Origin of the sequence: Mesorhizobium sp. M8A.F.Ca.ET.208.01.1.1 (assembly GCF_004791315.1) — a bacterium.
Classification (GTDB): Bacteria; Pseudomonadota; Alphaproteobacteria; order Rhizobiales; family Rhizobiaceae; genus Mesorhizobium.
Genome location: NZ_SRUT01000134.1, coordinates 1 through 360, shown reverse-complemented (window position 1 = coordinate 360; position 360 = coordinate 1). Strand labels below are relative to the sequence as shown.

General features: G+C 60.3%; 1 pseudogene. It reads right to left on the bottom strand.

Annotated elements, in window-relative coordinates:
- Window positions 1-360 (bottom strand): annotated as a pseudogene (locus EN851_RS34610) (shikimate dehydrogenase); the annotation flags it as partial.

Genomic DNA, 360 nt, shown 5'->3' with positions numbered 1-360 from the left:
TTCAACTGCTGGGCCAAGGTTTCTGCCCGTTTTGATTCCTGGTCAAAGATCGATAGTCTGTCAAATCCGAGCTTGATGGCGGCATGCGCCACGGCGACACCGGCGCCGCCGGCGCCAAGCAGCACGGCATGCGACTTGGCGACGTCCGGAAGGCCGCGCTGGAAATTCTCGTAGAAACCGTACCAATCCGTGTTGTGGCCGATCCTCTCGCCGTTGCGAAAGACCACGGTGTTGACCGCACCGAGCATCTCTGCATCCTCGGAAAGGCGACTGAGGTGGGCGATCACCGTCTGCTTGCACGGATGTGTAATGTTACTGCCGGCAAAACCGCGCTGCTCTTCCTCGTCCAGGAGGTCCGGC